The following is a 26574-nucleotide window of genomic DNA, read 5'->3' on the forward strand; positions in this document are numbered from 1 at the left end:
TCGGGTTCGGGTACGGGGTCGAGTCCGAGCAGGGGAACGTACCCGGGGCTCAGCTCAGGGTCTTGAGCGCCGCGGCGTCGTACGGCTTCAGCTCGTCGAAGCGGCCGCCGAGCACCTTCGCCGCCCACTGCGGGTCCTGGAGCAGCGCGCGACCGACCGCGACCATGTCGAACTCGTCGCGCTCCAGGCTGTCGAGGAGGTCGTCGATGCCCTTGAGGGCGGAGTCCTGACCAAGGAAGGCGCCGATGAAGTCGCCGTCGAGACCGACCGAGCCGACCGTGATGGTGGGCTTGCCGGTGAGCTTCTTGGTCCAGCCCGCGAGGTTCAGGTCCGAACCGTCGAACTCCGGGAGCCAGTAACGGCGCGTCGAGGCGTGGAAGACATCGACGCCGGCCGCCGTGAGCGGGGCGAGGATCGCCTCCAGGTCCTCCGGGCTCTCGGCGAGCCGCGCGTCGTACGCCTCCTGCTTCCACTGCGAGTAGCGGAAGATCACCGGGAACTCGGGGGAGACGCGCTCGCGGATCGCGGCCACGATCTCGGCGGCGAACTTCGTACGGGCCACGGGGTCGCCGCCGTACGCGTCGCCGCGCCGGTTCGTGCGCTCCCACAGGAACTGGTCGAGGAGGTAGCCGTGCGCGCCGTGCACCTCGACGCCGTCGAAGCCGATGCGCTCGGCGTCCTCGGCGGCCTGCGCGAACGCGCCGATGACGTCGTCCAGGTCGGCCCGCGTCATCGCACGGCCCGCGTCCTCGGTGCCGTCCACGCGGATGCCGGATGGGCCGACGACCGGGGCCTCGGCGACGGGCGCGGCGCCCGGCTTGCGCACCATGCCGATGTGCCACAGCTGCGGAACGATCGTGCCGCCCGCCGCGTGCACGTCCTCGGCGACCCTCGCCCACCCGGCCAGCTGCTCCGCGCCGTGGAAGCGCGGCACCCGGTCGCTGTCGCCCGCCGAGTCGTGACCCACGTAGGTGCCCTCGGTGACGATCAGGCCCACGCCCGCGGCGGCGCGCCGCGCGTAGTACGAGCGCACGTCGTCGCCCGGGACGCCGCCCGGCGAGAACATGCGGGTCATCGGGGCCATCGCGATGCGGTTCGGCACGGTCAGGCCGTTCAGCGTGACGGGCCGGGAGAGTATGTCGGCGGCGCGGGAGGCGGAAGGCGTCGGGGGCACGGTGTCGGTCACGGGGTGCTCCTTGGTGGGGCTGGTCGGCAGTGCGAACGGTGATCTCGCGGGTGCCAACCGCGATGTCGCCCCAGGGCATTCCGTGCGGCGCGGGTGCGGTGCTGTGATCCCGGCCACGGAGGTGCCGGGGACCTGCCGCACACACGTGTTGATCACTCCCGTAACGTGCCTCGACGGGACCGGTCTTCCCCCCCCCGCCCGGCCTCGTACAGGGAGTGATGTCTGGTGTGTGCCGCGGCCGACACGAACGTGATGGACACGAGCGTGATCGACACGAGTGTGGTCATCGTCGGAGCCGGCCCCGCCGGTCTGACGCTCGGTGTGCTGCTGCGGCGGCGCGGGGTCGACTGCGTCGTGGTCGACAAGTTCACCCGCGAGCAACTCCTTGCGCGCTCCCGCGCCGGATTCCTGGAGCGCCGCACCGTCCAACTCCTCGACCGGCACGGCCTGTCCGCCCGGCTGCGCGCGGAGGGCCTCGCGCACACGCGCTGCGAGATACATGCCGAGGGCGAGCGGGTGACCGTGGACTACGAGCAGTGGTGCGGCGACGCGCCCAGCTACGTCTACCCCCAACAGGACGTCGTGGCCGACCTGTTGGACGCCTACGTCGCCGAGGGCGGGGCCGCACTGCTCGGCACACCTGTCACCGAGGTCGTACCCGACGAGGCGCGCGTGGTGTGCGCCGACGGCACGGCGATCCGCGGCGAGGTCGTCGCCGGGGCCGACGGCTGGCACGGGCCGACGCGCGCGGCGCTGCCGGACACGGCGTTCACCCGGTACGACGTGTCCCATGACGCCCGCCTCCTGGGCGCACTCGTCGAGGCACCACCGTCGGCCGGACACACCGTCTACGCGCAGCACCCCGACGGCTTCGCCGGACACATGCTGCGCTCGCGCGACGTCACCCGCATGTACCTCCAGATACCGGCCGGTGACACCGTCGAGCAGTGGCCGGACGACCGGATCTGGAAGGAACTCCACAACCGGCTCGACCTGCCGGACTGGAAACTCGCCGAGGGCCCGGTCCTGGACCGCGCCGTCGTCGACATGCACACCAAGGTCGTGGAACCCATGCACCACGGACGCGTGGTGCTGCTCGGCGACGCCGCGCACATCGTGCCGCCCTCCGGAGGCAAGGGCATGAACCTCGCGGTGGCCGACGCCGCCGACCTCGCCGGGACACTCCCGCGCCACATCGCGGGCACGGAACCCCTCGACGCGGCGCTCGCCGGCTACTCCCGGCGACGCCTCGCCGACGTGTGGCAGGTCCAGGAGTTCAGCCACACCATGCTGGAACTCCTGCACGCCGACGAGCCCGGCACCCCGCACGCCGCCTACCGGGAACGCCTGCGCCGCGCCCGGTGGCAACGCCTGCGCGACGACCCGGCGTACGTGCGCTCCTTCGCCGAGCAGTACATGGGTCCGTCGTTCGGCTGAACGCGTTGCGGGCGGTGGGGGCTGCTGGCAGTCTGAGCCGGGTCGAAGGTAGGCGCGTCCGTACGAGCCGGGGGACAGGTCGATGCGACCGCGAAACAGCGCTCTGCTGGGGTCCGTTGCCGTCGGAGCGGGGGCCGCGGCGAGCATCGCGCTGGGGCCCGTCACCAACTACGCCAGCGAGACCGTCCCGGGGTGGGCCCGCGACCCCGGTGTCGTCTGGGGCGTGTTCGCGGCGCTCGGCCTGCTGAGTGTGGGGCTCGCCCTGCTGAGCCGGCGCCTCGACCAAGAGGCGGGCGCGGCCGGGACGGTGGGCGCGGCCGGGGCGACGGGCGCCGCGGGCGGTCCGGCGCTCCACTCGGTGCGGGTCACCTCGCTGCGGCCGCCGCACGTCGAACACGCGCGGGTACGCGGGCGCACCGCCGAGATCGAGCGTCTCTCGGCCCTGCTGGCCCGGCCCCCGGACGGCTTCGCGGTGGTGTGCGGTGCCGGCGGTTTCGGCAAGACGACGCTCGCGGCGGCCCTCGCCGAGCAGGCGGAGCGGGACGGGTACACCGTCTTCTGGATCCGCTGGCAGGACCGGGACTCCTTCGTCCTCCAGATGACGCAGACCGCCATCGCCTGCGGACTGACCGAGGCCGAACTGCGGGACGCCCGCACCGAATTGGTTCCGCTGCCCGATGTCGTCTGGCGCCGCCTGAGCACCGTACGCAAATGGCTCCTGGTCGTCGACAACGCGGACCAGCCCGAACAACTCGGCGCCGACCAGGGCGCCATCGCCGACTACCGGGGATGGGTGCGGCCCGGAGGCGGCGGCCTGCTGCTGCTCACGAGCCGGGACACCAGCCGCGAGACATGGGGGCCGCGCGCGAGCATCGTCGAACTGGCCACGCTGGACGACCGGTCGGGGGCCCAGGTGCTGTGCGACGCGGCGCCACAGGCGGGTTCGCCCGAGGACGCGGAGAAGGTGTCGCAGCGGCTCGGCGGGCTTCCGCTCGCGCTGCGCTCCGCCGGCGCCTATCTGTCCAGGCCCGGCAGCCGCCACCGGACGTTCAACGACTACCGCGGCGCCCTCGACCACGAGCTGCCCACCCTGATGGGGGCCACAGGTCCGGTACGGGGCAGCCTCGACGCACGTCAAGTCGTCCGCCACACCTGGGAGTTGTCGCTCGACCAGCTGGAGAGCGCGGGGAACCCGGTGGCCCGCCCCCTGCTGCGCATGCTCGCCCTCGCGGCGGACGCGCCCATCCCCCGCGAGTGGGTCACGGTCGGCATGCTCAAGTCGGTCACCGGCCTGCCGCTGCGGGGCCGAGATGTGGAGTCCGCGCTTTCCGGCCTGCACCAGTACGGGCTGATCTCGTTCAGCGACGGGACGCGGCGGGCGCGGGCCGGGTCCGTGCAACTCCACGCCCTCGTACGGGAGATCAACGCGTTCCTCCTCGACTCGACGCCAGGGGTGGACGCCACGCTGTGGCGGCGCGTGGCGCTGGCGCGCACCACGGAGCTGGCCGAGCGCGTCACGGCGGACAGCGCGGACTGGGTGCTGGCGCGCACCCTCGCGCCGCACGTGGAGGCGTTGTTCCGGCCGGGGGCTCCGGCGCCCGCGAACCGGCTCGACAACGTCCGGAGCCGGACCCTCAAGGCCCTCTTCGCGGCGGGGGAGTTCGCGCTCGCGGCCTCCCTGGCGAGGGCGGCGTACGAAGCCGACGTCGCGGCGTACGGAGCGGACCACATCCGTGCCGACAAGCGGCGGCACGCCCTCGCCTCCGCGCTCAGCAACCTCGGGCTGAACTCCGAAGCGGCGGCACTCCTGCGTCAGACCCTCGCGCACCGGTGCCGCGCGCTGGGGGAGACGCACTACTTCACCCTCCAGACCAAGATCAGCCTGGGGATGGCGCTCAGCCACCTCGGACAGCACGAAGAGGCGCTCGCCCTGCTGCGCGGGACGGTCGAGGAACGCGTGCGGATCCTGGGCGAGTACCACCGGCTGACCCTCGTCAGCCGCTCCAACCTGGCCAACGCCCTGAGCGGCGCCGGGCGTTACGAGGAGGCCGCGCGGATCCACCGCGAGACGCTGGAGGTGCGGCTCGCCGCCCTCGGCCCCGACGACGTCGTGGTCCTGCAGAGCAAGAACAACCTGGCCGGTGCCCTCGACGGGATGCGGCGGCACGACGAGGCGGCGGCCCTGTTCCGCGAGACGTTGCGGCAGCGCGAGAGCGCCCTCGGCCCCGACCATCCACGCACCCTCGACACCCGCCAGAACCTCGCCCGCGCCCTCTTCCACCTCGGCGAGCGCACCGAACCCGCCGCGCTGCTGCGCCGGACCCTGGAAGGCCGCGAACGCTCCTTCGGCCCCGACCACACGGCCACGTCCGAGACGCGCGAACTCCTCGCGACGGTCGAGTCGAGGCCCGCGCTTCGAAATCGTCGTCGGGCTTTCCGCACCAACCGATAGGCGCCGGGCGCTGGGTGAGAAAAGAATCCGCACCGGAACGGATTCTTTATCGGCAGCACTACAACCCTTTTCAAGTGTGACGCACGTCACCAGGCGTGGCCTTGGGTTGCCTGGTTATGCCCCAATTCGGAATTGGGCGTTTCGGCGGAACCTCGGCTTCAATGCGGAATTCGAAACGCAGGGGACGACGCGTTTCGCATCGGGGGAGATACACAAGTGGATCAGGAGGGGGTCGTGATGCCGCAGCACTCAAGAGGTGCTTTGAGCAGACGTCAGGTGCTGGCCATTTTCACCGGGGTGGCAGCCGGTTGCGCCCTGCCCATCAGCACATTGGGGACGCGTACCGCGTACGCGGCCGACGGATCCGGCACCGACGCGGCGTCCGAGGAGACCGGTCTCCCTGACACCGATCGCGGCAAGGTGGTCCTGGCGTACAGGTCGGGCGGCCGGGCCGTGCGCACCGCGGCGGGCGCGGCGCTCGTGGGCAGCGCCGCGGACGTGAAGACGTTCCTCGACGAGAAACTGCCCGTGGCGCGCGCCGAGGACAACCGGTTCACGCTCACGAAGTCCCTGGTGACGGCGGGCAAGGCGACGCGCGAGGGAATCGGTGGAGCGCTGTCCGGTGGGGACGTCGCAGTCGAGACCTTCCTCAAGGGCGGCTTCCAGGACGCGGTGCACGAGGACTTGGAGGTCGCCGTCACCACGGTGCTCGCCCACGGCGGTCGTGGTGTGCGACGCGAGGCGTCCGAAGCACTGGACGCCGGCACGGACTTCGCGATGCGCGCCTTCCTCAGCGGCGGCCAGTTCGCCGCTCAGGAGGAGGACGAGCGGGTCCAGGTGACGACCATCCTCACCACCGCCTCGCCCCAGGTGCGGGAGTACGCCGAGCGGGCACTGGACGACGGCTCGCCGCGCGCGATCCGGTGGTTCCTGGAGACGGGACAGTTCATCGCGCGGGCGCGTGACGAGGAAGCGGCGACCATCAAGCAGCTGGTCCAGGTCGTGGAGACGGAGGGGGCCCGCGCGGGACGCAAGACCGACGAGGCCGTCGAACTGTCCGAGCAGGCCGTGGCCGCCGCCGAGAAGGCGAAGGCCGCCGCCCTGGAGGCCAAGGCCGAGGCGCAGGCCGCCGAGCAGGATGTACAGCGCTCGGCCCGCGCGGCGAACAAGGCGGCACAGGCGGCCAGGGGCGCGGCCGCCGCCGCGTCCACCGCGGTGTCCGCCTCGCGCACGGCGCAGGTCGCCGCGCAGCGTTCGGTGTCGGCCGCGCACGCGGCCGCGGCCGCGGCGGCATCGGCGGGCCGCGCCGCGGCACGCGCGTACTACGCCGCGATCGCCGCCTCCCACGACCGATTGAAGGCAGGCGCGGCCAGGGATGCCGCAGAGGCCGCGAAGAAGATGGTGATCTACGTCCGCTCGGTGGCCGCGAAGGCCAACCTCGCGGCGCTGGCCGCCGACGCGGCCGACTCCGCGGGCGCGGCCGCCGCCGGCGCCGCGGTCAACGCGGCGCACGCCGCCCGCGCCTCGGCCGACGCGGCCGTGGCCTCGGGCGCCGCGCAGTCCGAGGCCGCCACGGCGCAGCGCGAAGCCGCCGTCGCGGAGGCCGCGGCGACCAGGGCGACGCAGGCCGCGAGCCGCTCGCGGAGCCTCGCCGGACAGGCGGCCGCCGCCGCCCGTACGGCCCGGGACGCCGCCAACAGCGCCGCCGACCACGCCGAGAAGGCGGCCGCCGCCGCCGAGGAAGCCGCCCTCCACGCAGGTGAGGCGGTGGACTACGCCAACCGTTCCACGGCCGCGGCCAACGCCGCCGTCGAAGCGGCCGACAAGGCGGCCAAAGCGGTCGATGAGGCCCGGGACGCCGAGGCGGCGGCCCGCGAGGCCGAGGAAGCCACGCTCGCCGAGGAGACCGAAGAGGCGATCGAGGAGGCGCGTCTCGCGTCGGACGCCGAGAAGGACGAGCTCGAACGGTTCAACCGGGAGCGGACGCAGGAGGAACGCCTCTCCGCGGAACTCCAGACCCTCATCGCCGCCGCCGAGTCGGCGCTGCGCGACGGCAGGAACGAGGAGGCCGTCACGAAGGGTCGGCAGGCGGCCGTACAACTCCTCGACCGCTCGGGCACCTGGACCCGGGAGGCCGCCGAGTTCGCGCTGGCCGGCTCCGACGACGACGTGCTGCGCTGGGTCGAGACCGACCGCGTCATCGCGCTGGGGCAGGACAATGTGGAGAACGTGGCGGCGACCGCGGCCATCTCCACGAAGAACGTGGCCACGGCCGCCGCCGAGGCGCTGAAGACCGAGGACGCCGCCAAGATCAGGACGTTCCTGGAGAGCGGCGCGATCGCGGCGGCCAAGGACGACAACGAGGTCGAGACCTTCTCGCTCCTCGCCGACGACAGCACCGGTACAGCGGTGCGCCGCGCCGCCGAAGCCGCGCTGGAGAAGGGGACCGCCGAGGCCCTGCACACCTTCCTGCACGTCGAGCGGGACGCGGCCGTCCGGGAGGACGACCGGGTCGCGGCCACCACCCTCCTCGAGAAGGGCGGCCCCTACGTGAAGGCGGCCGCCCGGATCGCGCTCGAGGGCGACACGCACATGCTGCGCCAGTTCATCGGGACCACGCAGTACGACTTCGCCCGGATCGACCAGGACCGCGCCACGCACATCAGCGCGATCCGCGCGGCGATCGCGCACGCCGCGAACGTCGCCGCCGAAGCGCAGGAGGACGCGGCCCGCGCCTCCGAAGCGGCGGCCGTCGCCCGCGATGCCGCGAAGGACGCGACGTTGTGGGCCGACCGCGCCAAGGGGTACGCGGACGACGCCGCAGCGGCGGCGCAGGAAGCCAAGGTGAACGCCGAGGCCGCCCAGACGTCCGCGGACGAGGCCGCCAAGTCCGCCGAGACCGCGACCACGGCCGCCGCCGCGGCGAACCGGGCGAGCAGGGTGGCACGCCAGGCGGCGACACGGGCCGTACGGTCCGCCGAGGTCGCCGCGTCGTACGCCGCGGACGCCCAGGTGTCGGCGACGGCCGCCCGCAGGTCGAAGCTGGAAGCGGGAGCGGACGCCAACGCCGCCGCCAAGGCCGCGTCCGAGGCACGGTCCCTGTACATCCGGGCCGCGATCCGTGAGGCGATCGAGAACGCCCTGAAGAACGCGACCACTCCCATCAACCCCGCCGAGAACGGTCTCCCGGCCGGCGCCGAGAGCTGCCTCACGCCGTTCGGCAGGCCCGTGCCGTCCGGCAACGACACCAACCCGTGGGAGCTGGGCTGGAGTTGGCTCACAGGCGACGGCCCCAACTCTCAGTGCTTCGGCCCGAACGACCCGTTCACCGGTCTCTACCGGGACCACGCGTTCACCAAGGAGGCCATCGCCTTCTTCGCCGCCCGCACGAAGGCCGGGAACTACGAGCTGGGCCACACCTATCTGTACGACTACCAGCTCAGTGGCTTCGATGGCGCCGGGAAGTACCTCACGGACTACGGAACGCTCTCCACGGCCGGACTCACCGGAAACCTCGCCTACACCTTCCTGGGCTCGCACCAGGTGCGGATGACCCCGACCCGCAAGAACGCGGACGGCTCCGTGGTCTGGCGGTACACCGCGTACAACGAGTCCGACATCGAGTCCGCGACCCACCCGCCGGTCATCGGATACACGGAGTGGTGGAGCAACTCGGTGGGCTCGTTCATCGACAAGGTCGTCGGCGACTCCGGGCCGATGTCGCCCAAGACGCAGGTCATCGAGTTCGATGTGACGTTGGGGCCGTGATGCGCAAGAAGACGAACAGGCGGTGGCTGGCTCCCGCCGTGATCGCCGCCGCGGCGCTCACCTCGGGGTGCGTGGGATCGGTGGACGCCGACGAACTGCCCGGCGTGTACCGCGACTCCAAGACCGGCGCCGAGCTCCGGCTCGACGCCGACGGTATGTTCGCCGCCACGGACGTGTCGGCGAACGGGCTGTCCGACCCCGCCGACTTCAGCGGCCGATGGGAGTTCCACGACTCCCAGGCGTCCAGCGACTTCATCTACCTGTCGGTCGATGCCGGCGAACTCGACAAGGTCGGCGGTATCCAGCTCTACCCGAAGGGCTCGGACTCGGTGTATTTCCAAGCCGATGTGGACGGACCGCCGACCCTGGTGCTCACCAAGGCGACCGCATCGTAAGAACCGGGCCCCGGTTCTCCTCTCGCTCAAAATCTCTACTTCCTAGGACAGTGATGAAGCCACGCAGCGCTTTGGCGCGCCTTCTCGGCGCCGCAACGGCCGCCGGTGCCCTCGCATGGGCCCTGCTGGCCGGCGGCCAGCAGGCCGCCACCACGGGACCCGGCCACGCCCCCGTCGCGGACGCGGCCCCCGGGTACGCCGTGGAGGACTACAACTACCCGCAGGCCGACAAGATCCAGGCCGAGCGCGGCATCGTACTCAAGCGCGGCGACGGGCACATCGTGCTCACCGACTGCGCGAGCGGAGAGAACCTCCTGAGGATCCTCGCCCGCGACAGCGCGGACGTCTGCTTCAAGGTCATCGGCGACGAAGGGTTCCTGACCCTGGAGATCAACTCGGTGCACGGTGTGCAGACGAACGACTCCAGCAACACCCACCTCGAGATGACCGCCGAGGACGACCACGTCGAGTACGACATCCCCGCCGACACCTGGAAGGGAGTCGGCGAGTCCGAAGACGGCCGGGAGCACATGCTCATCGAGATCCGCACCACCAAGTAGCCCGCTCCCGCTTCCCGTTGTGACCGAGGTATCCACACCATGCATTCCTTGCGTTCCTCCAGACGTCTCCGCCCGGCCGCGCTCGTCGTGGCCTCGGCGGCCGGGTCGCTCGCGCTGAGCGCGCTGCCCGCCGCCGCCCTGACCGGTACGCCGGTCAGTGACGCGGACACCACCTACGCGTACACCGCCCAGGTCATCGTGGGCGATCACGACCGCGGCTGCTCCGCCGCGCTTGTGGACGCCGAATGGCTGCTGACGGCGGCCAGTTGCTTCGCCGCCGACCCGGCCGCGAGCCTGGACGTGCCGGCTGGCGCGCCGAAGAAGCCGACCACGGCCGTGATCGGCCGCGCCGACCTGTCCGGCAGCCAGGGCGCCGAGCGCCGCGTCGTCGAACTCGTGCCGCGCACCGACCGCGACGTGGTGCTCGCCCGCCTGAACCGGCCCGTCACCAACGTGACACCCATCGCCCTCGCGACCTCCGCGGCCGCGGCGGGCGCGGAGCTGACCTTCACCGGCTACGGCCGTACGAAGACCGAGTGGGCGCCGCTGAAGCTGCACACCGGCACCTACACCGTCAACTCCACCGCCACCACGTCGGCGGACGTGACGGGCAAGGACGCGGCCGCCTGCATGGGCGACGCGGGCGGCCCGGTCGTCGCCGCGGGCAAGCTCGTCGGCCTGGGCTCCCGTTCCTCGCAGGGTGGTTGCTACGGCATCGACGAGACGCAGACCAGCACCGCCGGAGTGATCTCCCGCGTGGACGGCCTGGCCTCCTGGGTGAAGTCCGAGACGGACGCCACCGCCATCACCGACTTCAACGGCGACGGCGTCGAGGACATCGCGATCGCCGACGCCAAGGCGAGCGTCGCCGGTGGCGCGGGCGCGGGCCTGGTCCGCCTGGTGTATGGCGGCGGCAAGGGCACCGCGCAGATCGACCAGGAACTGGACTGGGTGGCCGGTGGCGCCGAGGCCGGTGACGGCTTCGGGTCGGCGATCGACACCGTCGACCACAACGAGGACGGCTACACCGACCTCGTCGTCGGCACCCCGGGCGAGGACCTGGACGGCAAGGCGGACACCGGCATGGTCGACGTCCTGTACGGCGCGGCCGGCGGCCTGGGCACCGGCTCGGTGAAGGCCGAGCACTTCGAGCAGGGCACGGGCACGGGCGCGATCAAGGAGGCCGTGGGGGAGGCCGGGGACCGCATGGGACAGGCGCTGGCGGCGGGCACGACGCGCGCCGGACGGCCGTGGCTCGTGATCGGTTCCCCGGGCGAGGACGTCGGTGACGCCAAGGACGCCGGTTCGGCCTTCTATGTGTACGACAACACCAGCAAGGCGCTGCACCAGGACCTGCCCACCGATGTGCCCGGCGTGGCCGAGACCGACGACCGGTTCGGCTCCGCCATCAGCGGCGACCGCAACTACTTCGCCATCGGCGCCCCGGGCGAGACGGTCGGCTCCGCCGCCGACTCCGGCACGGTGGCGCTGTTCAGCCACACCCTGGACGCCGACGGCCGTCCGGACTCCATCGGTGGCATGGACCAGAGCAACGACGCGGTGACCGGCGCCGCCGAGGCGGACGACGAGTTCGGCGCCGCGCTGGCCATGACCGCCTACCGGACCTCCAGCACGGCCACCGCCGACGCCTCGATGCTGGCCATCGGATCTCCCGGCGAGACATCGGATGTGGACGGCAGCGACCGTGTCGGGGCGGGCCGTGTGGTCCTCGTCCAGATCGACGCCAAGGGCGCCTGGTCCTACGTGCGTGAGCTGCGCCAGGGCGACGGCACGGACACCGTGGTGGGCACCTCGGAGACCGGCGACCGCATGGGCGAATCCCTGACCGCGATCAACACCGCCCCGCGCCAGGTCGCCACCGCCGCCACCCTGAAGGTCGCCGTCGGCACCCCCGGCGAGGCCGTCGGCAGCGCCACCAAGGCCGGCGCGATCCACACGTTCTCGCTGCTCGGCGCCGCCGGTGACAACGACCTGTGGATCGAGGCCGGTGACGGCGACGGCATCCCCGGCACCCCGACCGCGAACCACCGCCTGGGCCAGTCCATCCACTACACCGGCACCAAGCTCTACGCCGGTCTGCCCTACGGCCCCGTCGCCACCGGCGTCCTGTACGCCCTGCCGATCGGGAACACCTACCCCGGCGGCACCAGCGGCACGGTGACCACCTACAAGCCCGGCACCGGCGGACTGCCCGCCGCGGGCACGGAGTTCGGTTCCGCGGCCCGCTGACGCGGGTCACGAACGGATTGTTACTGGGCGGGCGGTGGCTTCCGGGTCACCGTCTCGCCCGGGATGACGCGGGGCGGGCGCTGTGCGGCGTCCGCCCCGTCCTGCTCCTTCGCGGCGCGGGCCTCGGCCTTGAGGATGCGGGCCGACTTGCCCGCGCTGCGCGTCAGTTCCGGCAGTTTCTTCACGCCGACCACCACGGCGATCACGATCAGGATGATGGCCAGCTCGCTGAGTCCGAACATGGTGTCAGTCCTCGCCGCTCTCGTCGTCGCCTTCGTCGTCCTCGTCATCGCCCTCGAAGAAGTCGCCGACCTCGTCCACGACTTCGGCCGCGACCATACCGCCGACCACCCCGACCGCGAGCCCGGCCGCGCCCGCCGCGACGGCCGTGCCCATGCCGGGGCCGGTGTCGGCGTAGTCGTCGCTGAAGGAGTGCCAGTGCTCGCAGCGGGCGGTCAGCTCGCGCATCCAGCCGTCCACGACCGAGGTCCAGTCCTGGTGCCGCACCTCGTCGTGGGACACGGTGAAGCGGGTGAGGGTGTCGTGGCCGCGGTGCTTGTCGGCCTCCAGGACCACCTCCATGCCGTCGGGCGCCGCGAGGAAGGCCACCTCCAACTCGTAGAGGGCGTAAGCGTATTGGGGAGCCGGGGCCAGGTCGATCTCCTGGTAGAAGGGGAGTCGCTGACCCGTGCCGCCGATGTGTCCGTACTCCAGGTCGGCGGACGTGAAGCCGAAGCCGAGCCGGCCGAAGGCTTCGAGGATCGCCTCCTGTACGGGCAGGGGGCCTACGGCGAGCCGGTCGAGGTCGCCCGTGTCCTTGCCGCCCGCGACGGCGAGTTCGGTGCGGACGCCGAGCGTGATGCCGAGGTCCTGCCCGTACAGCTCGGTGATCGGTGTCTCCCACGGCAGCGTCACCGTGAACGGCACGCTGTGCTCGGCGCCCGCGACGAGCCGGAAGCCGCCGCCGACCACGAACCGGTCGAACACCTCGTCACCGGCGACGAGCTCCAGGGTGATGTGCTCGATGTCGAAGTCCCCGCTGCCGCCCCTGAGATGGACCTGCCCCGAGACGGTGCCGCCGGGCGCGGCGGTCCAGGCGGGGAGCACGGTGTCGACGGTGGGGCCACCCGCACCGAGCGAGCCGAGCAGTCTCTTGAACACGGGAACTTCCCCCGATCTCCGTTAGTTTCTACGTTGCCGAGTTTCTACATTGCTGTAGAAGTATGGCACGGCAAGACATCTCAATCCGCTCGATCCAAGGAGCATCCGTGGCCCTGTGGGACCGCATCAAGGAATCCGCGTCGACGATGCAGACGCAGCTGGTGGCGAAGAAGAACGACCTGAAGTCCGGGGCGTTCCGCGACGCCTCCATGGCCATGTGCGCCCTGGTCGCCGCGGCCGACGGCACCATCGACCCCTCGGAGCGGCGCCGCGTCGCGCAGCTCATCATGAGCAACGAGGTACTGCAGAACTTCGACGCCACCGACCTCCAGCGCCGCTTCGAGGCCAACCTCGACAAGCTGACGGCCGACTTCGACTTCGGCAAGGTCAGTGTGTTGCAGGAGGTCGCCAAGGCGAAGAAGAAGGAGGCCGAGGCGCGCGCCGTCATCCAGATCGGCATCGTCATCGGCGGCGCCGACGGCGACTTCGACAAGACGGAGCAGGGCGTCGTGCGGGAGGCATGCCAGATGCTGGGCCTGCCGACGCACGAGTTCGACCTCTAGGCTCCGGGCCAGCTACGTCACAGTGGGGTCGCCGCATGCAGCGTGGCCGCCAGCGTGAATGCCGAGTTGGCGGACGACATGGCGGAGGCGACCGCGCCGAACCCCGCCGTCCACGTGGCGAGCCCCACGGCGGTGAATGCCGTGGCCCGGCCCGGCCTGCCGGGCGGCGGGGCGAGCAGCGCGGCGACGCGGCGGGGCACCGGTCCTGGAGCGGCGAGCGCCGCGAACACCGGCTCGCGCGCCCCGCGCGTCGACAGCGCCGCCTTGCCGATGGCGCGCGCCACCACCGTGCGGTCGCCGACCCGCGCCGCCGCCTCCTCGTCGGCCCACCGCTCGGCCGTGTACGCCACGGCCGAACTCAGCGGGCGCAGAAAGGGGTTGGCGCGGGCGGCGAGGCGCACGGTCAGCAGGTGTCGGTGGTGGCGGGCCGTCAGATGGGTGCGCTCGTGCGCGAACAGGGCCCGGCGCTCCGCCGAGCTGAGCCGGTCGAGCAGCGCCGTGGTGACGACGACCCGGCCGCCCCCGCCTCCGGGCAGCGCGTACGCGTACGGCCGCGGGTCGGGCAGCACCGCGACCCGCGTGGCGGGCAGTCCGGCGAGCGCCGCGTGGGCGCGGCGGCGCAGCGCGAAGTGCCGCCACACCGTGCGGGCGCAGGCGGCGACGACGGCGATCAGCGCCGGAATGGCCGCCTTGCCCGCGATCTCGTCCTGCGGCACGGCGGCCCGCACCTCCGGATCCGACCAGCCGTCCGGCAGCGGGTTGCCCGGCAGCTGCGCGGTGCCGACCACCATCAGGAGACCGAGGCAGACCGTGCTGCACACCGCCATCACCGCGGCGACGCGGGTCAGGAGGCGGGTCGCGGTGCGCGGATGCAGTCGCTGCGCGGCGAGCCGGGCCACCGGCCAGGCCGTCAGCGGCAGCACCAGCGGAAGGAAGACGAAGATGCCCACGCGCTCAGTCCGTGCCTTCCTCGTCGACGCCGCTGCCGGTTTCCTCGGCGCCTTCCGCGCGGCGCAGCAGATCCCGCAGCAGCCGCTCGTCGCCTTCGGCCAGCGAGGTCACGAAGCTCGCGAGCACCGCCTCCCGGTCCGGCTCGGCGTCCAGGACCCTGCGCATCTTGAAGGCGGCGAGCCCGGCCTCGTCGGCCACGGGCGTCCACACGAACGAGCGGCCCTCGCGCCGCCGGGTCACCGCGTCCTTGGCCTGCAGCCTCGCCAGGATCGTGACTACGGTGGTGTACGCGAGGTCCCCGCCCAGCTGGTCGCGCACCCACCCGGCGCTCACCGGGGCGTCGGCCGCGCGGAGCGCGGCGAGGACCAGCGCCTCCAGCTCGCCCTGAGCGCGCCGCGGGGTCCTGTGGCCTGGCTTCGTCACCTGGGCCTCCTGATCGCCGGGGTCGTGGACCCGCCCATCTTCTCAGCGGGCGGGAACAATGGTGACACCTCGGCCGTTGTGAAGATCAAGGCAAAGAGAAAGTAAAACGCGAAGGAGCAGCCGGTTGTCCGCCAGATCGACGGACCCTCCGGGGCACAGTCCCCGACCACCCCGCCCCACGAGCCATGAGCACGGCACACGGCGAGGTGGTGTCACATGCTGAGTGCCGTGCTCGGTCTCCTCGCGGTCCTCGTGCTGACCGCCGGAACCGGATACTTCGTCGCGCAGGAATTCGCCTACGTCGCCGCCGACCGCCTGGCCCTCGCCCGCGACGCCGATGCGGGCGACAAGAAGGCGGCGAAGGCCCTCAAGGTCCTCGAGCGGCTCTCCTTCATGCTGTCGGGCGCCCAGCTCGGCATCACGGTCACCGGCCTGGTCGTCGGCTTCCTCGCCGAACCCTCCGTCTCGACCCTGCTGCGCCCGGCCCTCGAAGGCATCGGCATCCCGGCCGCGGCCGTCACCGGAATCTCGGTGGTCCTGGCGTTCGTGCTGGCCACGGTCGTGCAGATGGTGCTCGGCGAGCTGGCCCCGAAGAACCTCGCCCTCGCCGTCCCGGAGCGCCTCGCGAAGTCCCTCGCCGGGTCCACCCTCGCGTATCTGAAGGTCGTCGGCCCCGTCGTGCACCTCTTCGACAGCGCCGCGAACAAGCTGCTGCGCAAGGTCGGCATCGAACCCGTCGAGGAGCTGCACCACGGCGCGACCCTGGAGGAGCTGAGCCACCTCATCGGCGAGTCCCATCAGCAGGGCGAGCTGCCCCGCGAGACCGCCGCCCTCCTCGACCACGCCCTGGCGTTCAACGAGCGGACCCTCGACCAGGTGATGGTGCCGCGCGCGGACGCCGTCTTCGTCCGCGCGGAGGCGACGGCCGCCGACACCGTCGAGCTGATCGCCAAGCACGGCCACTCCACGTACCCGGTCATGGGCGACCACCCGGACGACGTCACGGGCGTCGTCGGCGTCCGCGAACTGACGCGGCTGCCGCAGTCCGCGTACGAGGACACCACGGCCGGGGCGCTGGCCAGGCGTCCCCTGCTGCTGCCGGACCGGCTCCAGCTCCCGGCCGCCGTCGACCGGATGCGGGAGGCCGACGACGAGTTCGCTGTCGTCCTCGACGAGCACGGTGGCGTGGCGGGCGTCGTCACGTACGAGGACATCGCCGAGGAGCTGGTCGGTGACATCGCGGACGAGACCGACCGCGAGACACGGCCGGCCGTCCCGGACGTCGACGGCACCGGCTGGGTGGTCGACGCGGGCCGCCGCCTCGACGAGATCGCCGAGGCCACCGGCGTCGAGCTGCCCGAGGGCGAGGGGTACGACACCGTGGCCGGCCTGATCGTCGACCGCCTCGGCCGCTTCCCGGCGGTCGGCGACCGGGTCGCGATCGACCTGGACGACGACGCGGGTGGCGTGCAGGCCGTGCTCGACGTCCGGACCCTCGACCGCCACGTGGCCGAACTGGCCGGTCTGACCCTCCGCACCCCAACCGCCCCACAACCACCGCCCGACACCGAACCCGGCACCGTCCCTGGCCCCGAGCCCGCCGCCGGTCCCGAACCCGGCACCGGCCCCGAGTCCGCCGCAGGTCCCGGCACCGGCCCCGAGCCCGCCGCCCGTCCCGACACCGAGCCCGCCGCCGGACCCGGCACCAAGGCCGCCACCGGACCCGCCACCGCATCGTCCGACACCGAAGAGGAGCCGCGCTCATGAGTTTCCCCATGGCCCTCTTCATCACCGTCCTCCTCCTCATCGGCAGCGGCTTCTTCGTGGCCGCCGAGTTCGCCCTCGTCGCCGCCAAGCGGCACCGCATGGAGCAGGCCATCGCGTCCGGCGCGCGCGGCGCCAAGGCTGCCCTCGCCGGGATGCGCGAGCTGTCGCTGATGCTCGCGGGCGCCCAGCTCGGCATCACCATCTGTACGTTGGGCCTCGGCTCGATCTCCAAGCCCGCCATCTCCCACGAGCTGGACCCGCTGCTGCACAGCTGGGGCCTGCCCAGCGGCCTCAGTTACGGAGTCTCCTTCGCGTTCGCGATGATCGTCGTGGTGTTCCTGCACATGGTCGTCGGCGAGATGGCGCCCAAGTCCTGGGCGATCGCGCACCCCGAGCGTTCGGCGATGCTGCTCGCGCCGCCGTTCCGCGCCGTGGTCAAGGTCGTCCGCCCGCTGATCTGGGTCCTCAACCGGGTCAGCAACGCGCTGGTACGCATGTGCCGAGTCACCCCGCGCGACGAACTCGCCGAGGTGCACAACCGCGAGCAACTCACCCACCTCGTCGTGGAGTCGGAGCGGCTCGGCCTGATCAGCAAGGACGACTCGGAGCTGATCACCAGCTCCCTGGTCGAACCACTCACCCCGGTCGGCGACCTCCAGACACCCGCCGCACACATCACCTCCGTCCCTGCGGACGCGGACCTCGACACGGTCCTCGCCACGGCGGCGGACCGCGACCGCAGCCGTCTCCTCGTACGCGACGGGGGCCGGGTCGCCGGTTCCGTGCACGCCCGCGACGCGCTGATCGCGCGCAGCCGGGGGCGCGCCACGACGGCCGGTGAGCTGGCCCGCCCGGTACCGGAACTGCTCGCGACCGACACGGTCGGCCAGGCCATCGAACAGCTCCGCAAGGGCCGTGCCTCCCTCGCCGTCGTCCACGACGACACCGGCCGCCTCACCGGCCTCGTCGCCCTCGACGACCTCCTGGCCCGACTGACCCACCCGCAGGCGGCGGCCTGAGTCCGGGCAGGGTCCGGCGGCACTGGTCCGGGCGGCATCAGCCCAGCGCCTTCCAGAAGGAGTCGTGGTGTTCCTTGGCGAAGTCGACGGGGCGTATGCCGCCAGGACCGGAGGCCAGGGACTGGGCGTTGAGCGCGGAGCCGGTGCCGGGCTTCCAGGGGGCGCGGCCGGTGCGCGCGAAGCCGGACCAGACGTCGATCATCGCGGCGGACAGCGCCCGTTGGCGGGCGTCCAGCGGACGGTGTGCGGCGAGCTCGAAGAGGTACGGGAGCTCGAAGGTGTGCATGGCGCCGGCGGGGAACGACGGCTCGGGGTAGGCCGGATCGGCGTACCAGGGCGTGGGGTCGTCGGCGAACTCGTAGGTGTACGTGGGGACATGGCGGGCCAGGGCCTCGCCGGTGGCGACCGTGGCGCGGCCGTGGTCGGCATCGGTGAGCGCCGCGCCGAGGGCCAGGGCGGGGGAGCCGTCGTGTGCCCCGATGGGATATTCGGCGGCGATCGCGCGGGCCTGCTCCTCTCCGAAGTCGGCGTCGAGCCGGGTGCGGTAGTCGCGCTCGTCGAGGACGGCGTCCGGGTCGCCGGTGGACCGCCGTTTCATCAGCTCCATGTTGTAGGCGAAGGCGAGGTTCTCGTCGCGGGTGATGCCCTGCAGCACGGGCACCCTGTTGAACTCGCCACTCGCGAGGGCCTGTTGCGGCGTCCGCGGCAGCAGCGCGCCGCCGTACACGGGTCCGTAGTGCGGTCCGGTGCCGAAGGGGTGCACGAGCTGCTCGGGTGACGCCTCGCGCCAGTCGTCGATCCCGTGCGTCTCCTCGATGTCCCGCGCCGTGGCCTCGCCCTGCCGCAGCGCGTCCGCCCGATCGGCCGTCGCGTCGGCCCGCGTGCACGCGCCGCTCTGCAGGATCGCCCGGTGGAACAGTCCGGCCGAGGTGGGCGCGACCAGATGGGCGCAGGTGCTGGTGGCCCCGGCGGACTGGCCGAAGAGGGTGACGTTGCCCGGGTCGCCGCCGAACGCCGCGGCGTTGTGCCGCACCCACCGCAGCGCCGCCTGCTGGTCGAGGAACCCGTAGTTGCCGGACTCGCCGCCCTTCTTCTCCAGGTCGGGGTGGGCGAGATAGCCCAGTGCCCCCAGCCGGTAGTTGACCGTCACGACCACGACATCGCCCTGCGCCGCGAGCCGCGCCGCGCCGTTCATGGCGCCCTCCCCGTCGGTGTGGTCGCCACCGTGCAGATAGACCATGACGGGGCGTGGCCGCGGCGAACTCGCCCTGGGTGCGGTCACGTTGACGTACAGGCAGTCCTCCGAGTCCGAGTGCGGGCCCACGGGCGGGACGAGCCCGGTCTGCGGGCACGGCGAGCCGGGCCTGGTGGCGTCCCGGACTCCGCGCCACCGGGGCGCGGGCGCGGTCGGCGCCCATCTCAGGTCACCGACGGGCGCGGCCGCGTACGGGATGCCCGCGAAGGAGCGGACCGTGCCCTCGGCCGAGCCACGTACGACCCCCTTGTCGGTCCGCACGGTCGGACCGGCGACGCCGCCCGTGGCGGTGACGGCACCGGAGGCCACGGCGTCAGAGGCCGCGGCACCAGAGGAGGTGGCCGTGACCACGAGGGCGCCGGAGACGAGCGCGACGGCGATGGCCGCGTGTGTTGTCCGCTTCAACATGCCCATCAACGTACGCAGTTGGAGACATCCTCAGTAGCCGGGTAGCCACCACTCTCCTCCGGGGGATATCCCCCGCAGTGACACTCAACCCGCGCCGACGGGACTGCGTCACCTATGCCGGGAAACACGTAAACCGACATCCGAATGCGAACAGGCAGGCAGGTATGGAGATCTCCGGCATCTTCACCGCGATCGTCATCGGCATCGTCATCGGCATCCTCGGCCGACTGGTCATCCCCGGACGCCAGCGCATCGGCATCCTGTGGACGCTTCTGGTCGGCATCGTCGCGGCGCTCGTCGGCACGGCCATCGCCGGCGCCTTCGACGTCGCCGAGACCGACGGCGTCGACTGGATCGAACTGGCCATCCAGATCGGCCTCGCCGCGCTCGGCGTGGTGGGCGTGGAGCGGCTCAAAGTCCGGCGCTGAGAGGTGGCACACCCGCTACGCAAAGCTCCAAAGCTCTACGTACACCTGACGTAACGTGGTAGTTCCGTAGCAGGATTCGGCTATCCTTGGTCAACGTCCAGCGGAGGAGTCGGCATTGACCAGGTCGAGTGCGCGTTCCCTCCTGCTCACGGTGCTCGGCGAGTACGTGCTGCCGCGCGACGCCCCGGTGTGGACGTCGGTGCTGCTGCGCGTGATGGAAGGACTCGGTGTCGAGGAGAAGGCGGCGCGGCAAGCGCTCAACCGGATGGCGGCGAGCGGGCTCGTCACCGCCGAGCGGTCCGGGCGGCGGGTGCGCTGGGCCCTCACCGAGCGGGGCCGGACGCTGCTGAGCGAGGGCGCCGAGCGCATATATTCCTTCGGGCGGGCGCGGGCGAGCTGGGACGGCCGCTGGCTGGTGCTCCTCGTCAGCGTCCCCGAGGCCCGGCGCGAACTGCGCCACCGGCTGCGGACCCGACTGACCTGGGTGGGCCTCGGGAGCCCGGCCCCGGGCCTGTGGGTGTGTCCGCACACCTCGCGCGAGGCGGAGGCCAAGCAGGTGGTGGAGGACCTGGGGCTCGGGCCCGAAGTGTCCTCGTTCTGCGGCCCGTTCGCGGGCATCGGCTCCGAGCGGGACATGGTGGAACAGGCGTGGCGGCTCGGTGAACTCGCCACCGAGTACGAGGAGTTCGTGCGCTCTTTCGCGGGGACCCGGGCCGAATCCGGCGAAGCCACCCTGCTGGCCCAGGTCCGCCTGGTCGACGCGTGGCGCCGCTTCCCGGCCCTCGACCCCCAACTCCCGCTGGAGTTGCTGCCGCCGCACTGGATCGGCGTACGCGCCACGAACGTCTTCACCGAACTGCACGAGCGGTGGCACCACGAGGCGCAGGACGAGTGGGACCGATGGACCGAAGGCGGCTGACCCGCCCCGCGACCCGCCCCACCGGCCGCCCCGTCACCCCTCCGGCTTGAGCCGGTACACCTGCGCCGCGTTCCCCGCGAGCACCAGACCCGTCGTCGTCTCGTCGGGGCAGAGCTCCGCGATCGCGCGGGCGTTGCGCGCGATGCCGGGCACCCCGGGCCAGTCCGTACCGAAGATCATGCGGCGGGTGAGGCGGGCCCAGTCGAACTTGCCGTAGTACGTGCGCAGCCGGGACGGCGGCAGGCCGGAGAGCTCGATCCACACGTGTTCGTTGGACAGCGCCATGAACGCCGCCGCGTCGTACCACCAGCCACGCCCGCCGTGCGCGAGCGCCACGTCGAGGCGGCGGAAGTCACGCAGCACGTCGTCCAGGAAGACCGGGTCGGCGTACTTGTTGAGGGCGCCGGGGAACGTGCTGGTGCCGCAGTGCACGACGAGCGGGATCCCGGCGGACTGGCACAGCTCGTACGCGGGGTACAGGCGGCGGTCGTTGGCGGCGACGCCCGCGTGCACCGGGTGCAGCTTGCAGGCGACCGCGCCGAGGTCGAGCTGGCGCTGGAGCTCCTCCTCGATGGGGTAGTGCAGGTGCGGGTTGACGTTGGCGATGAACTTGGCGCGGGACGGCTCGTACGAGGTGAGCGGCAGCAGGTCCTCGACCGGCTGGATGCCGGTGGTGCGCGGGCTGTACTCCGACAGCAGCAGCGCGATGTCGACGCCCTCGGCGACGAGGTGGCGGTGGAAGGCCTCGGGGTCCACCGTGTCACCGTCGTAAACGCGCGCGAGGAGGTCGTGGTCGGCGACGCCCTGCGTCCACTCCTCGTAGCTGGGTTTCAGGGTGGACAGGCGGGCCGGGTGGAGGTGGACGTCGATCAGCGGGTAACCGTCCAGCATCAGGTCTCCTCAAAGGCGGCGGTCAGGTCGGCGGCGGCGCGCGCCCGCAGCTCCACGCGGCGGATCTTGCCGGTCGCGGTCGTCGGCAACGCCTCCGTGAACAGCACGTGCCGGGGCCGCTTGAACGAGGGAAGACCCGTGCGGCAGAACGCGATCAGCTCGGCCGCCGTGATGTCCTGCCCCGGCGTCCCGACGACGTACGCGACCGGCTTCTCCAGGCCGTCCGTGTCCGTCGCCGCGACCACCACCGCCTGCGCGACGGCGGGGTGTTCGAGCAGCCGGGCCTCGACCTCGGCCGGTGACACCCAGATGCCACCGGCCTTGAGCATGTCCCCGGTGCGGCCGAGACACGTGTAGTAGCCGTCCTCGTCGCACACGTAGGTGTCTCCGGTGCGCAGCCACTCGCCGCGGAACACCTGCCGGGTGTCGTCGTACCGGGACCAGTAGCCGGTGGCGACGGACCGGCCGCGTACGTACAGGGTGCCTGGTGTGCCGGTGGGGGTGTCGTGGCCGTCCTCGTCGAGGATCCGCAGGTCGTAGCCGGGGACCGGGCGGCCGGTGGTGCCGGGGCGGATGGCTCCCGGAGCGTTCGACAGGAAGATGTGCAGGGTCTCCGTCATGCCGATGCCGTCGAGGATGTCGATCCCGAAGTGCTCGCTCCAGCGGTGCTGCAGCGCGGCGGGCAGTGCCTCGCCCGCCGAGGCCGCCCGCCGCACACCCGCGAGCGCGTCGCCCGGCAGCCCGGCGCGGAGCATGTGCGCGAAGAAGGTGGGCCCCGCGAAGAACAGCGTCGCCCCGTACGCGCGAGCCCGCGCGGTCAGCAACTCCGGCCTGGACGGCTCCGGTTCGAGGACGCTCGCCGCGCCGACCGCGAGCGGAAAGAGCACCGAGTTCCCGAGCCCGTACGCGAAGAACGCCTTCGCCGCCGACAGACACCGGTCGTCGGGCCCGATGCCCAGGACCCGCGCCGCGTACGTCTCGCAGACCTCGGGGACCGCGCCGTGCCGGTGCATCGCGGCCTTGGGGGAGCCGGTGGTGCCGGAGGTGTAGAGCCAGAAGGCGGGGGAGTCGGCCGTGGTCGTGTACGTGTCGGTGGTGGCCGGGTGTGCCGCCACCAACTCCCTTATTCCGTGCACCGGTTGGCCGCCGGTGAAGGCGTCAGAAGTGACGTCGGATGCGGCGAGCACACCTCGCAGCTCGGGCGCCTGAGCCACCGCCTTGTCGGCCACGGACACGTACGCGGAACTCACCGCGAGGAACGCGGCCCGCGCGTCCCGCAGCAGCTCGCCCAGGTCGCCCGCGTGCAGCATCGTCGACACCGGCACCGGTATCGCCCCGACCCGAAGCGCCGCAAGGAACACGGTGACGAAGTCGGGGGAGTCGGCCATGAACAGCAGCACGCGCTGCTCGGGGCGCAGGCCGACGGCGCGAAGCCCGGTCGCCGTGCGGCACACCCGGTCGTGGAGTTCCGCGTACGTGAACTCCCCGGCGGGGCCGGTCAGCGCGAGCCGGTCACCGTCGCCGTCGTCGATCCTGCGGTCGAGCAGATAGCGGCACGCGTTGAAGGGCTCGCTCATGGTCCCCTCCTCGGAACGTCGGGCCAGGCGGTCGTCAGGCCAAGTGGACGTACTCGTAGTCGAACGGCTTGCCGTTGATGCCCTGGCGGGGTGGCGCGATCCAGGAGGCGATCCGGCCGGGCTCGTGCACGGGCCGCATCAGCGAGCGGATGTACGTCTTGTCCACCTCGGTCGGCAGCCACGCGTCCTGCGCGTCCTCCCACGCCCCGGGCGCGAGCACCGTGCCGTCAGGCGCCGCCTCGACCCCGGCGAAGGCACCCACCCGCCGGTTGAACGCGACGTGCGGGAGGTAGAGCCGCCGGTCGATCCCGGCCTCCTCCAGGAGCCGGTTCCAGCGGGTCAGGCCGCTGTGGCAGTCGCGGATGTACTCGCGGCGCAGATCGGTGTTGAGGCCGACGAGCGCCGCCACCTCCCGCTGCCCGAACGCGCCCTCCACCAGCGCGTCCACCAGGTACGAGTCGTCGGTCAGCGCGTGGTCGTCCTTGCGGCGCTCCTCCGCCCAGCGGCCCTTGAGGCCGGAGGTGTAGTAGTTGGCGACGTTCGTCGACGTCTCTGAACCGAAGAGGTCGAGCGAGACCGAGTAGTGGAAGTTGATGTACTTCTGGATGACATCGAGGGGGATGCCGCCGCGGGCCGTCACGTCGTCGGTGTCGTGCTCGCGCATCAGCTCCGCCGTGCGCAGCACCACCCGGTCGATGCCGGTGGTGCCGACGAACATGTGATGCGCCTCTTCCTTCAGCATGAACTCGCAGGTACGTGACAGCGGGTCGAAGGCCGACTCTTTGAGCGTGCCCAACTGGTATTTGCCGTCGCGGTCGGTGAAGTACGTGAACATGAAGAAGGACAGCCAGTCAGGTGTCTCCTCGTTGAACGCGCCCAGGATGCGCGGCGAGTCGTCGCTCCCCGAGTTCCGGTGCAGCAGCTCCTCGGCCTCCTCGCGGCCCTCCCGGCCGAAGTAGGCGTGCAGCAGATACACCATCGCCCACAGATGCCGCCCCTCCTCGACATTCACCTGGAACAGATTGCGCAGGTCGTAGAGGCTGGGCGCGGTCGCCCCCAGGTTGCGCTGCTGCTCGACGCTGGCCGGTTCGGTGTCACCCTGGACGACGATGAGGCGTCGCAGATCGGCCCGGTACTCGCCGGGCACCTGCTGCCACGCCGGCTCGCCGCGGTGCGCGCCGAAGGCGATACGGCGGTCGGGTTTCGGCTCCGCGAGGAACACACCCCACCGGTAGTCCCGCATCGCGACGTGCCCGAACCGCGCCCAGCCGTCCCGGCCGACGTCTACAGCCGTCCGCAGATACACGTCGTCGGTGGGGAGGGTGGGGCCCATGGAGTCCCACCAGGAAAGGAAGTTGGGCTGCCAGGACTCCAGGGCGCGCTGGAGGCGGCGGTCCTCGTGCAGGTCGACATTGTTGGGGATCCTGTCCGTGTAGTCGGCGGTGAGCGCCATGGTGAGTCACACCCGCTTCCGGTCGAATTCCGCGCGCTGTCCGGTGCCGTACCGGCGCAGGGCGCCTTCGGGGCCCGACGCGTTCGGGCGGTTGAAGATCCAGTTCTGCCAGGCGGTGAGTCGTCCGAAGATCTTCGTCTCCAGGGTCTCGGGGCCTACGAAGCGGAGGTTCGCCTCAAGACCCGTGAGGGCGTCCGGGCTGAATCCGGCCCGCTCCTCCAGGGCGATGCGCACCTCCTCGTCCCAGTCGATGTCGTCGGGGGCGAAGGTGACGAGGCCGAGGCGTTCGGCCGCCTCGGCGTCGAGGGGGCGGCCCTCGGCGGCGCGGGCCGCCGACAGCGACTCCGGGTCCCCCAGGAAGCGGGTCCCGAGGCGGCTCAGTCCGTTGCTCATGGGGAGCGGGCCGAGGTTCATCGGGCCGACGGTGAGCGTGGCGTGCTCGGCGTCGGGGTCGATCTCCTCGAAGACACCGGCCAGGTGGAAGGAGCGGTCGGCGGCGAGCGCGACCTCCAGGAGCGTTCCCGCGAAGCAACTGCCGGGCTCGATCAGGGAGATGAGGCTGCGGCTGCTCAGGTCGAGGCGCTTGAGGGTGCGCTTCAGATAGAGGGTGATCTCGCGGGCGAGCCAGTCGTCGCCGTGGGCGAGGAGGAGTGCGTCGTGGGCGAGGACCCGGGCCGCGTCGCCACGGGTGCGAAGCACCCACGTCCCCAACTCCGGTTCGTTCGTACGCAGATCGAGGACGAGGTCGTCCAGTTCGCGGGCCAGGGCGAGCGGCCACGAGGCGTCGCCCTGTCGGTGCAGGGCGGCGAGATCGGCCGGAGCGTCGTCCCGGGGGCCGAAGAGAGTGATCTCCACGAGGCGGCGGGTACGGTCCAAGTCCGCCTGGACGTAACGGTATTCGACGCGATCCTCGGTCCGCGTCTTCTCCAGCGGCCCGAGCCGGATCCCCTCCGCCCCGCCCGTCGGACGGTCGGAGCGGGCGGCGGCCTCGGCCGCGCGGGCGGCGACCGTGGGCTCCCACTCCTTGCGCGGCACCGCCTCGTCGACAAGGCGCCAGCGCGCGGCCCGCCCGCCACCCACGCCCTCCGCCCTCGTGGCGAAGTGGTCGGCGAGATCCCGGCGCACGTGCCGCTTGTCGACGAGCCGCGTCAGACCACCCGTACCGGGAAGCACGCCGAGCAGCGGCAGTTCGGGCAGGGACACCGTCGACGAGCGGTCGTCGACGAGGAGGATCCGCTTGCAGGCGAGCGCCAGCTCGTAACCGCCGCCGGACGCCGTGCCGTTGAGGGCGGCCAGATACGTCTGCCCCGAGTGCGCGGAGGCGTCCTCGACGGCGGCCCGTGTCTCGTTGGTGAACTTGCAGAAGTTCACCTTCCACTCGTGGCTCGACGCCGCCAGCATCCGGATGTTCGCCCCCGCGCTGAACACCTTCTCCTTGCCGCTCGTCACCACCACGGCCCGCACCATGGGGTGCTCGAAGCGCAGCCGCTGCACGGCGTCGTACAGCTCGATGTCGACGCCCAAGTCGTAGGAGTTGAGCTTGAGTTCGTAGCCGGGAGCGATCCCGCCGCGCTCCGCGACGTCCATCGTGAGCGTGGCGACGGACTCGTCGACCTTCAGCTTCCAGTGGCGGTAGTGGCTCGGCGCGGTCCGGAACTCGACGCGCATGGCGTGTCCCCTCGTCCTCGGATGAGTCGTCCTCGGATGACAC

Annotated in this window: 21 protein-coding genes; 11 read left to right on the forward strand and 10 right to left on the reverse strand. The window is 72.0% G+C overall.

The annotated features are described in order from the left end of the window. Window positions 1–49: 49 nt before the first annotated feature. Window positions 50–1186, reverse strand: coding sequence for an NADH:flavin oxidoreductase (locus RBJ65_RS22305; protein WP_306323906.1), 1137 nt, complete (start codon window positions 1184–1186; stop codon window positions 50–52). 264 nt (window positions 1187–1450) lie between these two features. Here RBJ65_RS22305 and RBJ65_RS22310 point away from each other — a divergent pair, with 264 nt between their 5' ends. The 6 genes from RBJ65_RS22310 (at window position 1451) to RBJ65_RS22335 (ending at window position 12048) form a co-directional block, all read left to right on the forward strand. Then, the gene (locus RBJ65_RS22310) at window positions 1451–2623 is read left to right on the forward strand and encodes a 4-hydroxybenzoate 3-monooxygenase (RefSeq protein WP_306323907.1); all 1173 of its coding nucleotides are present in this window, start codon (window positions 1451–1453) and stop codon (window positions 2621–2623) included. A gap of 82 nt (window positions 2624–2705) precedes the next feature. Continuing rightward, a complete protein-coding gene (locus RBJ65_RS22315) occupies window positions 2706–5075 on the forward strand; it encodes a tetratricopeptide repeat protein (RefSeq protein ID WP_306323908.1) in 2370 nt (789 codons plus the stop codon). A gap of 261 nt (window positions 5076–5336) precedes the next feature. Beyond that, window positions 5337–8843 carry an ALF repeat-containing protein gene (locus tag RBJ65_RS22320; protein ID WP_306332164.1) on the forward strand — a complete coding sequence of 1169 codons (3507 nt, stop codon included), beginning with the start codon at window positions 5337–5339 and terminating at the stop codon, window positions 8841–8843. Continuing rightward, window positions 8843–9238, forward strand: coding sequence for a hypothetical protein (locus tag RBJ65_RS22325; RefSeq protein ID WP_306324344.1), 396 nt, complete (start codon window positions 8843–8845; stop codon window positions 9236–9238). Before RBJ65_RS22320 ends, RBJ65_RS22325 begins: the two co-directional genes overlap by 1 nt. Window positions 9239–9291: 53 nt before the next feature. Further along, window positions 9292–9798, forward strand: coding sequence for a hypothetical protein (locus RBJ65_RS22330; protein ID WP_306324345.1), 507 nt, complete (start codon window positions 9292–9294; stop codon window positions 9796–9798). A 39-nt stretch (window positions 9799–9837) separates the two neighbouring features. Beyond that, the gene (locus RBJ65_RS22335) at window positions 9838–12048 is read left to right on the forward strand and encodes a trypsin-like serine protease (RefSeq protein ID WP_306324346.1); all 2211 of its coding nucleotides are present in this window, start codon (window positions 9838–9840) and stop codon (window positions 12046–12048) included. A 20-nt stretch (window positions 12049–12068) separates the two neighbouring features. Here the strand turns inward: RBJ65_RS22335 and RBJ65_RS22340 are convergent, their stop codons facing one another. Together RBJ65_RS22340 and RBJ65_RS22345 are read right to left on the reverse strand one after the other, a co-directional pair. Continuing rightward, the gene (locus tag RBJ65_RS22340; RefSeq protein ID WP_306324347.1) at window positions 12069–12290 is read right to left on the reverse strand and encodes a twin-arginine translocase TatA/TatE family subunit; all 222 of its coding nucleotides are present in this window, start codon (window positions 12288–12290) and stop codon (window positions 12069–12071) included. A gap of 4 nt (window positions 12291–12294) precedes the next feature. Then, the gene (locus tag RBJ65_RS22345; protein ID WP_306324348.1) at window positions 12295–13209 is read right to left on the reverse strand and encodes a sporulation protein; all 915 of its coding nucleotides are present in this window, start codon (window positions 13207–13209) and stop codon (window positions 12295–12297) included. Between the two features lie 107 nt (window positions 13210–13316). Between RBJ65_RS22345 and RBJ65_RS22350 the strand changes: the two genes are divergently transcribed. Further along, window positions 13317–13772 carry a tellurite resistance TerB family protein gene (locus RBJ65_RS22350; protein WP_306324349.1) on the forward strand — a complete coding sequence of 152 codons (456 nt, stop codon included), beginning with the start codon at window positions 13317–13319 and terminating at the stop codon, window positions 13770–13772. A 17-nt stretch (window positions 13773–13789) separates the two neighbouring features. Here RBJ65_RS22350 and RBJ65_RS22355 read toward each other — a convergent pair whose 3' ends face one another. Next, complete coding sequence (locus RBJ65_RS22355; RefSeq protein ID WP_306332165.1) at window positions 13790–14722, reverse strand: M56 family metallopeptidase; 933 nt, start codon at window positions 14720–14722, stop codon at window positions 13790–13792. Window positions 14723–14726: 4 nt separating this feature from the next. Further along, on the reverse strand, window positions 14727–15146 hold the full coding sequence (locus RBJ65_RS22360) for a BlaI/MecI/CopY family transcriptional regulator (RefSeq protein ID WP_306318927.1): 420 nt from the start codon (window positions 15144–15146) through the stop codon (window positions 14727–14729). A 216-nt stretch (window positions 15147–15362) separates the two neighbouring features. On the opposite strand from RBJ65_RS22360, the gene RBJ65_RS22365 reads away from it, so the two are divergent. Continuing rightward, window positions 15363–16913, forward strand: coding sequence for a CNNM domain-containing protein (locus RBJ65_RS22365; protein WP_372341271.1), 1551 nt, complete (start codon window positions 15363–15365; stop codon window positions 16911–16913). Then, window positions 16910–17932: a hemolysin family protein gene (locus RBJ65_RS22370; protein WP_306318928.1), complete on the forward strand. Its 1023-nt coding sequence runs from the start codon at window positions 16910–16912 to the stop codon at window positions 17930–17932. Before RBJ65_RS22365 ends, RBJ65_RS22370 begins: the two co-directional genes overlap by 4 nt. Before the next feature lie 37 nt (window positions 17933–17969). Here RBJ65_RS22370 and RBJ65_RS22375 read toward each other — a convergent pair whose 3' ends face one another. Beyond that, entirely contained in the window at window positions 17970–19595 is a 1626-nt protein-coding gene (locus tag RBJ65_RS22375; protein ID WP_306318929.1) for a carboxylesterase/lipase family protein, read from the reverse strand. A 164-nt stretch (window positions 19596–19759) separates the two neighbouring features. On the opposite strand from RBJ65_RS22375, the gene RBJ65_RS22380 reads away from it, so the two are divergent. Both RBJ65_RS22380 and RBJ65_RS22385 read left to right on the forward strand, forming a co-directional pair. After that, window positions 19760–20023, forward strand: coding sequence for a GlsB/YeaQ/YmgE family stress response membrane protein (locus RBJ65_RS22380; RefSeq protein ID WP_306318930.1), 264 nt, complete (start codon window positions 19760–19762; stop codon window positions 20021–20023). A gap of 115 nt (window positions 20024–20138) precedes the next feature. Beyond that, window positions 20139–20942, forward strand: coding sequence for a PaaX family transcriptional regulator C-terminal domain-containing protein (locus RBJ65_RS22385; protein ID WP_306318931.1), 804 nt, complete (start codon window positions 20139–20141; stop codon window positions 20940–20942). Between the two features lie 33 nt (window positions 20943–20975). On the opposite strand, the gene RBJ65_RS22390 is transcribed toward RBJ65_RS22385, so the two are convergent. Genes RBJ65_RS22390 through boxC form a run of 4 tightly spaced genes read right to left on the reverse strand, consistent with a single transcriptional unit; the run spans window position 20976 to window position 26531 of the window. Continuing rightward, a complete protein-coding gene (locus RBJ65_RS22390) occupies window positions 20976–21833 on the reverse strand; it encodes an amidohydrolase family protein (RefSeq protein WP_306318932.1) in 858 nt (285 codons plus the stop codon). Then, a complete protein-coding gene (locus RBJ65_RS22395) occupies window positions 21833–23410 on the reverse strand; it encodes a benzoate-CoA ligase family protein (protein WP_306318933.1) in 1578 nt (525 codons plus the stop codon). Before RBJ65_RS22395 ends, RBJ65_RS22390 begins: the two co-directional genes overlap by 1 nt. Before the next feature lie 34 nt (window positions 23411–23444). After that, complete coding sequence (gene boxB, locus RBJ65_RS22400; RefSeq protein WP_306318934.1) at window positions 23445–24863, reverse strand: benzoyl-CoA 2,3-epoxidase subunit BoxB; 1419 nt, start codon at window positions 24861–24863, stop codon at window positions 23445–23447. A 6-nt stretch (window positions 24864–24869) separates the two neighbouring features. After that, entirely contained in the window at window positions 24870–26531 is a 1662-nt protein-coding gene (gene boxC / locus RBJ65_RS22405; protein ID WP_306318935.1) for a 2,3-epoxybenzoyl-CoA dihydrolase, read from the reverse strand. Window positions 26532–26574 lie beyond the last annotated feature (43 nt).

The sequence above is a fragment of the Streptomyces sp. KL109B genome, from assembly GCF_030766935.1.
Lineage (GTDB): Bacteria > Actinomycetota > Actinomycetes > Streptomycetales > Streptomycetaceae > Streptomyces.